The sequence below is a fragment of the uncultured Microbulbifer sp. genome (assembly GCF_947498635.1).
GTDB lineage: Bacteria > Pseudomonadota > Gammaproteobacteria > Pseudomonadales > Cellvibrionaceae > Microbulbifer > Microbulbifer echini.
Genome location: NZ_CANMKV010000122.1, coordinates 1 through 543 on the forward strand (window position 1 = coordinate 1; position 543 = coordinate 543).

General features: G+C 58.2%; 1 protein-coding gene. It reads left to right on the forward strand.

Annotated features, from left to right (window positions below):
• The coding region (locus Q1A69_RS20095) for a hypothetical protein (protein WP_299589698.1) at positions 1-543 on the forward strand (543 nt) is incomplete at both ends.

Below are 543 nucleotides of genomic sequence, written 5' to 3' on the forward strand. Positions count from 1 at the left end.
AACTACGACATCACCAGCGACTTCCTGCAGGCGGATGACAGCGCCGCGGACAGCGCCCTGGAAGATGCGCAGAACAACCCGCTGAGTGTGATGCCGAGCCTGGACTGGTCGGTGAACGGTAATACCCTAAGTCTCGACAGCAGCGATGTGGCCAGTGTGTTCGGCAACAACACCAAGGTCAAAGTGCTGGCGAAGAACGCCAGCGGCCAGGTGGTGATGGATAACAGCCAGTACAACTGGCGCGATGGTATGGACATCGCGCTCAACAGCAACGCCGCAGCAGTATCGCTGACGTTCCTGAGTGCAGAGGGACTGGTATTACACGCGGTGGATCTGTACAGCAAAGGCGCCGACAGCCTGAGCGGCAGCGTGGGTCTGCCGGGAGAAGGGGTTGGTCTCGAGCATTTACCGGAGGTGAACAAGTTTTGGCTGTCTGCCGGTTACCGTTCGTCGAAGCAAGGCAGTTCGAGAAGTACGAGTCTGGCTTACAGTGATTCGGCGCGAATCAATGAGACGACTTATGCTGCCGTTGGTGGGCAGAGC